Genomic DNA, 8,068 nt, shown 5'->3' on the forward strand with positions numbered 1-8,068 from the left:
CCTGACGGCAAAAAAGCCTCTGGGCTTAATAAATTTATCAGGAGGATTAAAGGTGCGAAAAGTTAAAAAACCCGTGTTTTTTATCGTGCTTTTGTGTATAATTGCATTTGGTTATCTCACTTATGCAGGAATACATACTCAGTACGGAGATATAAAAACAAGCTATATCAAGGGCGTTGAAGATATCCGCTGGGGTATCGATATTCAGGGTGGCGTAAATGCTACGTTTGAACCTGCCGATAATTACGACGCCACAAAGGAAGAAATGGACGCTGCAAAGGCTGTTATCGAGCAAAGACTTGTAAGCCTTAATATCACAGACAGCGAGGTCTATGTAGACTATAAGAAAAATAAGGTAATGGTTTCATTCCCATGGCAGGCTAACGAAGAAAGCTTTGACCCTGAGGCTGCCGTTTCTGAGCTTGGCGAAACTGCAAAGCTTGTATTCAGAAAGGGTAAAGAAGAAAAAGGCGAGCAGGTGCTTACAGGAAATGACGTTAAAAAGGCTGAGGTAAGACAAACTCAGGACGAAACTACAGGAAATATCAAGTATGTTGTAAGCCTGACACTCAATAACAGCGGTAAAAAAGCTTTTGCTGACGCTACAACTGAGCTTGCCGGAAAAGGCTTTATCTCTATCTGGATGGACGATAAGTGCATTTCTGCCCCAAGCGTAAATTCAGCTATCACTGACGGTGAGTGCGTTATCGAGGGCAAATTCACATATGATTCCGCAAAAGCTCTTGCAGATAAGATAAATGCAGGTTCTATCCCATTTGACCTTAAAACAACAAGCACAAACATCATTTCACCTACACTTGGTGAGGGTGCAAAGAACGCAATGGTGCTTGCAGGAATTATCGCATTTATCGTTATTGCTGCATATATCATCGTAATCTATAAGCTGCCGGGCTTTGTTGCGTCTATCGCACTTATAGGTCAGGTAATAGGTTCTATCGCCTGTATCACAGGCTTCTTTGGAAATATCGACAGCTTTACGCTGACTATCCCTGGTATCGCAGGTATTATCCTTTCTATCGGTATGGGCGTTGACGCTAACGTTATCACAGCCGAGAGAATAAAGGAAGAGCTTAACAACGGCAAGACCCTTAACGGAGCTATCGAGCTTGGCTATAAGAGAGCATGGAGCGCAGTATTTGACGGAAACATTACAGTAGTATTCGTTGCAATAATCCTTATGGGTGCCTTCGGACCTACAGACAGCGTTTTCGGAACACTTCTCAGCCCTGTATTCTCAGTATTCGGCGCAAGTACAGCAGGTACTATCTATTCACTTGGATATACTCTCCTTGTAGGTATCCTCCTGAACTTTGTATTCGGTATCTTCTGTTCAAGACTTATGCTTTCGTCCCTCTCAAAGTTCAAGTGCTTTAAGAAACGCAAGCTTTACGGAGGTGCTGAAATAAATGAGTAAAGAAAAAAAGACCCTGAATGTTGTGGGTCACAGCAAATTATTCTATTCCATATCATGCGCACTTATCGCAATTTTTATCATTCTTACATTCGTTATAGGTCTTAACGTGGCTATCGAGTTCAAAGGCGGTACAGTTTTGACTTATACATATGAGGGCGATATAAAAACATCTGACGTTTCAAATACCGTTTCTGACAGTATCGGAGATAAATGTACAGTAACTCTTGGCGAAAACACAGGAAACGCAGGAAAGACAGTAGAAATAAAATTCTCATCAACAAAGGGTATAAGCGATGATAAGCAGAATACCCTGAAAACAGCTCTTGAAAAGGACTTTCCTGATAATAACATAGAAGTTTACGAGTCAAACGACGTTGCAGCGTCAAGCGGTATGAACTTCTTCTTCAAGTGCCTTGCTGCTTGCGCACTGGCAATGGTCATCACTATCATCTATATCGGTTTCAGATTTAAAAAGATAGGCGGTATCTCAGCAGGTGTGTTCTCAGTAGTTGCTCTTGCACACGATATGTGCATGGTCTATGGCTGCTTTGTAATATGCAGATTTGACATCAACGCAAACTTTATGGCAGTTTTGCTGACTATCCTTGGATATTCTATCAACGCAACTATCATCATTTACGATAGAATCAGAGAGAATGAAAATCTCCTTGGCAATAAAATGGAGCTTGAGGATCTTGTAAACCTCTCTATCACACAGACAATGGGACGTTCTATCCATACAACTGTTACAACAGTTCTTGCTATGGCTACAGTTTGTATCGTCTGCATAATCTGCGGAGTAACATCTATCCTGAGCTTTGCTTTCCCACTTATCATCGGTATGATATCAGGTGTTTATTCTTCTAACTGTATCGCACCTACACTGTGGGTACATTGGAAAAAACATCAGGCAAAGAAGTCACATTCAGGTTCAAAAACAGGCAGCACAAAGAAAAAGGCTTCAAGAAGATAAAATTTTATGGACGGTATGTTAAACATATCGTCCGTTTTTTTATGTGATATTCTATTTTTAACACTCCATATCATGGATAAGTCCGCAGTTTCGCATGGAGATAGTTCCGTTATTGCCTGTTATATAATGGTCAAGAACTGTCACGCCTAAACATCTCATATATCTCATGACCTCACGGGTGAGAGTAACGTCCTCCTGAGAGGGGGTGTTGGGTGAGTCAGGGTGATTGTGGGCAAGGATAACAATATCAGTGCCGCTGTTGAGAACGGCTTTTGTAAGCTCACGAAAATCAACAGGGGTAAATCTCGCACCGCCTGCGGATATGTCTGTTACGCTCTTTATGTGAAAGCCAGAGTCGATACAAATTACCTTGAACTTCTCCTGCTTTTCGTTTCTGAAACAATTATTTACAAAACTCAGCGCCGCAGATATGTTTCTAATGTCTATCCTGCTGTCTGTGACAGTGGAGCAGTAGTTTATAAGCTCTCTGAAAAATAAAAGTGAGTTTGCAGAGCTTTCGCCCATGTCCTTTACCGAAGAAAGCTCCTCCACAGAAGCGTTAAGAACGCTGTTTAAGCTTCCAAACTTTTTTATAAGCTCGTGCGCAATATCATTGGTGTTCTTTCTCGGCACAATGTAAAATAAAAGCATTTCAAGTATCTCATGCTCGGAAAAGCCTTTGAAATTTCCCGATTCTTTGAAACGCTTCCTCATTCTCTCTCTGTGACCGCCGTGGTCTGCTTGACTGCTCATTTTATCACCTCTTATACAAGTATAAAATATCCGCACTTTTTTGTCAATAAAAAAACATTGTGACTTTATTCTTTACAGATAATTTCAGCAAGAGGGTAAGCTAATAATATTTAGAAAATTTTATTAATAGATCACAAATAGCGTAAAATGCTAAAAAAACCTTCAGAAATATCAAAAGTGTCTGTGCGAAATGACGTTGAAAAAGGTTGTTTTTTTATGATATAATAAAATGGTAACTATTATATTATGGAGATGTTTTTATGACAGACCTGACGGTGGGAAAACCGTGGACAGTGCTGTGGAAATTTTCCCTGCCTATGTTCGTGAGCGTGATATTTCAGCAGATGTATTCCATTTTCGACAGTATCATAGCAGGAAAATTCGCAGGCGAGGACGCTCTTGCAGCAGTTGGTGCGTCTTATCCTATAACAATGATATTTATGGCGTTTGCAGTGGGAAGCAATGTTGGCTGTTGTGTGGTCATATCTCAATTCTTTGGTGGAAAAGAGTTCTCAAAGGTAAAAACTGCGTCAACTACTACTATAATTTCATGTACGATACTTGCAACAGTGCTTACAGTTTTTGGACTTGCGTTCTCTACTCCTCTTATGAGAATGATAAACACGCCCGATAATATCTTCCGTGACGGTGAGCTTTATCTGAAGATCTATATCGCAGGACTTATCTTCCTGTTTCTTTATAACGTGGGTACAGGTATTTATAACGCAATGGGCGACTCGAAAACACCATTGTATCTCCTTATCGGCTCATCAGTTGGAAACGTTGTTCTCGACTATGTGTTCGTGAAGTTCTTTAAATGGGGTGTGGCAGGCGTTGCATGGGCTACTTTTATCGCTCAGGGAGTAGCTTGCGTGTTCTCACTGCTTATTTTGGTGAAGAAAACCGCAGAAATTAAAACAGAGGATAAACCACCGCTGTTTTCAGGAAAAATACTTAAAAAGATAACCCTTTATTCTATACCTAGTATTTTACAGCAGAGTTTTATCTCAGTGGGAAATATCTTTGTGCAGTATCTTGTAAACAGCTTCGGCTCGTCTTGTATCGCAGGATATTCTTCTGCAATAAAGTTAAATACCTTTGCTATAACAAGCTTTACAACGCTTTCTAACGGGCTTTCAAGCTTTGTTGCACAGAATTACGGTGCAGGCAGAAACGATAGGATAAAAAGCGGATATAAGGCAGGACTTGTTATCTCGGCTATCGTGGCAGTGCCTTTTATACTCTGTTTTTTCTGTATGCCAAAAACTATGATAAATCTGTTTCTTGACGACGGCGGAACAAAAGCCGTTGAGATAGGCACAACATTTTTGAGAATAATATCGCCTTTCTATGTGTTTGTTGGCATAAAAATAATGTCAGACGGAGCACTCCGTGGTAAGGGCGCAATGCAGTATTTTATGATATCAACTTTTACGGACTTGATACTCAGAGTAGTGCTTGCGTTCGTGTTGGCAAGACCATATGGGTCAACGGGAATATGGCTGTCATGGCCGATAGGTTGGCTTGTGTCAACAGTGCTGTCAGTGGTGTTTGCGAGAGTGAAAGTGATGAAAAACGAATCGAATGAGGAATGAGGAGTGAGGAATGAGGAATGGCAAAGCCAACCGAACAAATCACAAGTATTAAGTAAAATAAAGAGCCGAGCGCAGCGATTTTGCGGCATAACAAACCATGGCGTAAACCTTGGCTAAAACAACGTAACTCCGATTAGCAAAGACTAAATTAAAAAAAAGTTCTCAATAATGATGTTGACAAGTTTAATTAAATGTTGTATGATTATAAGAATAATAAATTAAGAATTCAAAATGTTTGCGGGAGGTTAATTTATGCTGGATACTAATGTAAACAATAAGTTTGGTAAAGAGGGTCTTACCTTTGATGACGTTCTCCTTATCCCAGGCGAGTCGGATTGTACACCTGATATGGTGGATATCCATACACACCTTACTAAGGATATAGTTCTCAATACACCTATAATGACATCTGCCATGGATACAGTCACAGAATCAAAAATGGCTATCGCTATCGCAAGAGAGGGCGGTATTGGTATTATCCATAAGAATATGACTATCGCTCAGCAGGCAGAAGAGGTGGATAAGGTAAAGCGTTCTGAAAACGGCGTTATCGTTAATCCTTTCTCTCTTACAGCCGATAAAACTGTTGCTGAAGCTGATAAGCTCATGGGCAAGTATAAGATCTCCGGCGTGCCTATAGTCGATAAGGATGGCAAGCTCGAGGGTATCCTCACTAACAGAGATCTTAGATTTATCACTGATTTTGAAAATATCAAGATCGGTGACGTTATGACTAAGGAAAACCTCGTTACTGCTCCTGTTGATACGGATCTTGAAGGCGCTCAGAAGATACTTATGAAGCATAAGATCGAGAAGCTTCCTCTTGTTGATGCAAACGGCGTTCTTAAGGGTCTTATCACTATCAAGGATATTGAAAAGGCTGTTCAGTATCCAAATTCCGCAAGAGATAAAAAGGGCAGACTTCTTTGCGGTGCTACTATCGGCATGACTAACGATATTCTTGAAAGAGTTGCCGCTCTCGTTGAAGCTCAGGTAGACGTCCTCGTTCTTGACTCTGCTCACGGCCATTCTATGAACGTTATAAATTGTCTTAAAAAAGTTAAGGCCGCTTTCCCTGATACACCGGTTATTGCAGGTAATATCGCTACTGCCGAAGCTGCCAGAGCGCTCTGCGAAGCAGGTGCTGACGCTATAAAGGTCGGAATCGGACCTGGTTCTATCTGTACTACCCGTGTAGTCGCTGGTATAGGTGTTCCTCAGGTCACTGCAGTTTATGACGCTGCTTGCGCTGCTGCTGAGTATGGCATTCCTGTTATTGCTGACGGCGGTATCAAGTATTCAGGCGATATCGTTAAGGCTCTTGCTGCCGGTGCAAACGTTGTAATGCTTGGTTCACTCCTCGCAGGCTGTGACGAAGCTCCAGGCGAAACTGAGATCTATCAGGGCAGACAGTTCAAGGTATACAGAGGCATGGGTTCTCTTGCCGCTATGAATAAAGGCTCAAAGGACAGATATTTCCAGACAAACTCAAAGAAGCTCGTTCCAGAGGGCGTTGAGGGTCGTGTGGCTTATAAGGGTCCAGTTTCAGATACTATCTTCCAGCTTGTTGGCGGTATCCGTTCAGGTATGGGCTATTGCGGTTGTCATACTATTGCAGAGCTTGGCGAAAAGGCTAAGTTCATCAGGATAACAGGCGCAGGTCTTAAGGAGTCACACCCACACGATATTTATATCACAAAGGAAGCTCCAAACTATTCCGCAGGTATCTAACAGAATTTATATACAAAAAAAGAGCAGAGATCTCGTTTCTCTGCTCTTTTTTGCGTTGTTTTGCAAAAATATTACTCCATAAATTCTCCCAAAAGACCACTTGCAATTGCTACAGTTTCAGGACATGGACGCTTCTGATAGTATTCTTTTGTGCGCTTTGCAGGGTCAGGGTCACTAGGTCCGCTCAGACCGAGAAGCTCACGGCAGATGATAGTGTCAGAGCCAAGCTCTTCCTTGAAACGCTTTGCAAAAAGCTGAACACGCTCATAATCCTTGCCCTTTGCCGCCCTGTCACTGCCTATGGTGTTGCCGAATTTCAATCCAAGCACCATGACTGCACCTGTAAATGCTCCGCAGACCTCTCTCATTCTGCCTATTCCGCCGCCAAAGCCCGAAGCTATCTTGTATGCAGTTTCGCTGTCAAGGCCGATATCCTCAGCCCATGCGCCTACTACCGCCTGTGAACAGTTGTAGCCCTCCATGAAAAGAGCCTTTGCTGCCGCTGCTTTTTCCTTATTCATTTAAAAAGAACTCCTTTTTTGTCATATATTGATTTTCATTATAGCACAGCTTTAAGTTTTTTTCAAGACGTATTATTGGTTAGTATAGTCTACGTCAAATTGCATAAAAAATTGCCATAAAATTTTGCAATATTTTTATATTGTTAGACAAAACTAACCTATTGACAAATGTACACTAATGTGGTATACTTTAATCACAGCAAGGGAAAAGCTGCAAAGAATAACGCAGATAAAGCGAAAACGCTGGTCTGTGGAAAAGTAAAAAAATGATATTCAAATAAGGAGGACAAAGATTATGTCAAAGTTTGTATGTTCAGTATGCGGTTACGTTTATGAGGGCGAGGCTGCTCCAAAGGAGTGTCCTATCTGCCACGCACCAGCAGAAAAGTTCAATAAAGTAGAAGAAACAGCTATCACATGGGCTGACGAGCATAAGGTAGGCGTTGCAGAGGGTCTTGATGAGGAAGTTGTTGCAGGTCTTAGAGAGAACTTCAACGGCGAGTGCTCTGAGGTAGGTATGTATCTTGCAATGGCAAGAGTTGCTTACAGAGAAGGCTATCCTGAGGTAGGTATGTACTATGAGAAGGCAGCCTACGAAGAGGCAGAGCATGCTGCTAAGTTCGCAGAGCTTCTGGGCGAGGTTGTAACACCTTCTACAAAGAAAAATCTCGAGATGAGATATATGGCTGAGAATGGTGCTTGTGAGGGCAAGATGAAGCTTGCTAAGAGAGCAAAGGAGCTTGGCTATGACGCTATCCATGACACTGTTCATGAAATGGCTAAGGACGAAGCAAGACATGGATGCGGATTCAAGGGTCTGCTTGACAGATATTTCGCTAACAAGTAATTTATCTTAAAATAGTATAAATTAAAGATTACGACGAATTTTTCCCGAAAAAGGCGGAGGTATTTGAAAAAATACTTCTGCCTTTTTGTTTTATAAAGCCGTTATAAAGGCTCAAATGTAGGTTTGTCAATCATATTGGACACTATTATTAAGAAATTCGATAGGCGAAAACCATTTGAGGGGACGCATAGGACGGTTGTTTGTTCGACTTAA

General features: G+C 41.5%; 7 protein-coding genes. 5 read left to right on the forward strand and 2 right to left on the reverse strand.

Annotated features, from left to right (window positions below; translation table 11 throughout):
- The first annotated feature begins 52 nt into the window (after window positions 1-52).
- Together OCV57_RS08485 and secF are read left to right on the forward strand one after the other, a co-directional pair.
- Entirely contained in the window at window positions 53-1,435 is a 1,383-nt protein-coding gene (locus OCV57_RS08485; RefSeq protein WP_267301152.1) for a preprotein translocase subunit SecD, read from the forward strand.
- Complete coding sequence (gene secF, locus OCV57_RS08490; protein ID WP_038670150.1) at window positions 1,428-2,408, forward strand: protein translocase subunit SecF; 981 nt, start codon at window positions 1,428-1,430, stop codon at window positions 2,406-2,408. The genes OCV57_RS08485 and secF overlap by 8 nt, the downstream gene beginning before the upstream one ends.
- A 57-nt stretch (window positions 2,409-2,465) precedes the next feature.
- Here the strand turns inward: secF and OCV57_RS08495 are convergent, their stop codons facing one another.
- Window positions 2,466-3,161, reverse strand: coding sequence for a JAB domain-containing protein (locus OCV57_RS08495; RefSeq protein ID WP_022287199.1), 696 nt, complete (start codon window positions 3,159-3,161; stop codon window positions 2,466-2,468).
- Window positions 3,162-3,421: 260 nt separating this feature from the next.
- Between OCV57_RS08495 and OCV57_RS08500 the strand changes: the two genes are divergently transcribed.
- Together OCV57_RS08500 and guaB are read left to right on the forward strand one after the other, a co-directional pair.
- A complete protein-coding gene (locus OCV57_RS08500) occupies window positions 3,422-4,756 on the forward strand; it encodes an MATE family efflux transporter (protein ID WP_267301154.1) in 1,335 nt (444 codons plus the stop codon).
- A gap of 252 nt (window positions 4,757-5,008) precedes the next feature.
- The gene (gene guaB, locus OCV57_RS08505; protein ID WP_171028772.1) at window positions 5,009-6,487 is read left to right on the forward strand and encodes an IMP dehydrogenase; all 1,479 of its coding nucleotides are present in this window, start codon (window positions 5,009-5,011) and stop codon (window positions 6,485-6,487) included.
- 71 nt (window positions 6,488-6,558) lie between these two features.
- Here the strand turns inward: guaB and OCV57_RS08510 are convergent, their stop codons facing one another.
- The gene (locus OCV57_RS08510) at window positions 6,559-7,008 is read right to left on the reverse strand and encodes a C-GCAxxG-C-C family protein (RefSeq protein WP_022287214.1); all 450 of its coding nucleotides are present in this window, start codon (window positions 7,006-7,008) and stop codon (window positions 6,559-6,561) included.
- Between the two features lie 295 nt (window positions 7,009-7,303).
- Here OCV57_RS08510 and OCV57_RS08515 point away from each other — a divergent pair, with 295 nt between their 5' ends.
- Complete coding sequence (locus tag OCV57_RS08515; RefSeq protein ID WP_022287215.1) at window positions 7,304-7,855, forward strand: NADH peroxidase; 552 nt, start codon at window positions 7,304-7,306, stop codon at window positions 7,853-7,855.
- The last annotated feature ends 213 nt before the right edge of the window (window positions 7,856-8,068 follow it).

Origin of the sequence: Hominimerdicola aceti (genome assembly GCF_025567495.1) — a bacterium.
Classification (GTDB): Bacteria; Bacillota; Clostridia; order Oscillospirales; family Ruminococcaceae; genus Hominimerdicola; species Hominimerdicola aceti.

Coding starts and splice junctions, on each gene's coding strand:
- secF (WP_038670150.1), top strand. CDS start 1,428: ATGAGTAAAGAAAAAAAGACCCTGAATGTTGTGGGTCACAGCAAATTA.
- OCV57_RS08495 (WP_022287199.1), bottom strand. CDS start 3,161: ATGAGCAGTCAAGCAGACCACGGCGGTCACAGAGAGAGAATGAGGAAG.
- OCV57_RS08500 (WP_267301154.1), top strand. CDS start 3,422: ATGACAGACCTGACGGTGGGAAAACCGTGGACAGTGCTGTGGAAATTT.
- guaB (WP_171028772.1), top strand. CDS start 5,009: ATGCTGGATACTAATGTAAACAATAAGTTTGGTAAAGAGGGTCTTACC.
- OCV57_RS08510 (WP_022287214.1), bottom strand. CDS start 7,008: ATGAATAAGGAAAAAGCAGCGGCAGCAAAGGCTCTTTTCATGGAGGGC.
- OCV57_RS08515 (WP_022287215.1), top strand. CDS start 7,304: ATGTCAAAGTTTGTATGTTCAGTATGCGGTTACGTTTATGAGGGCGAG.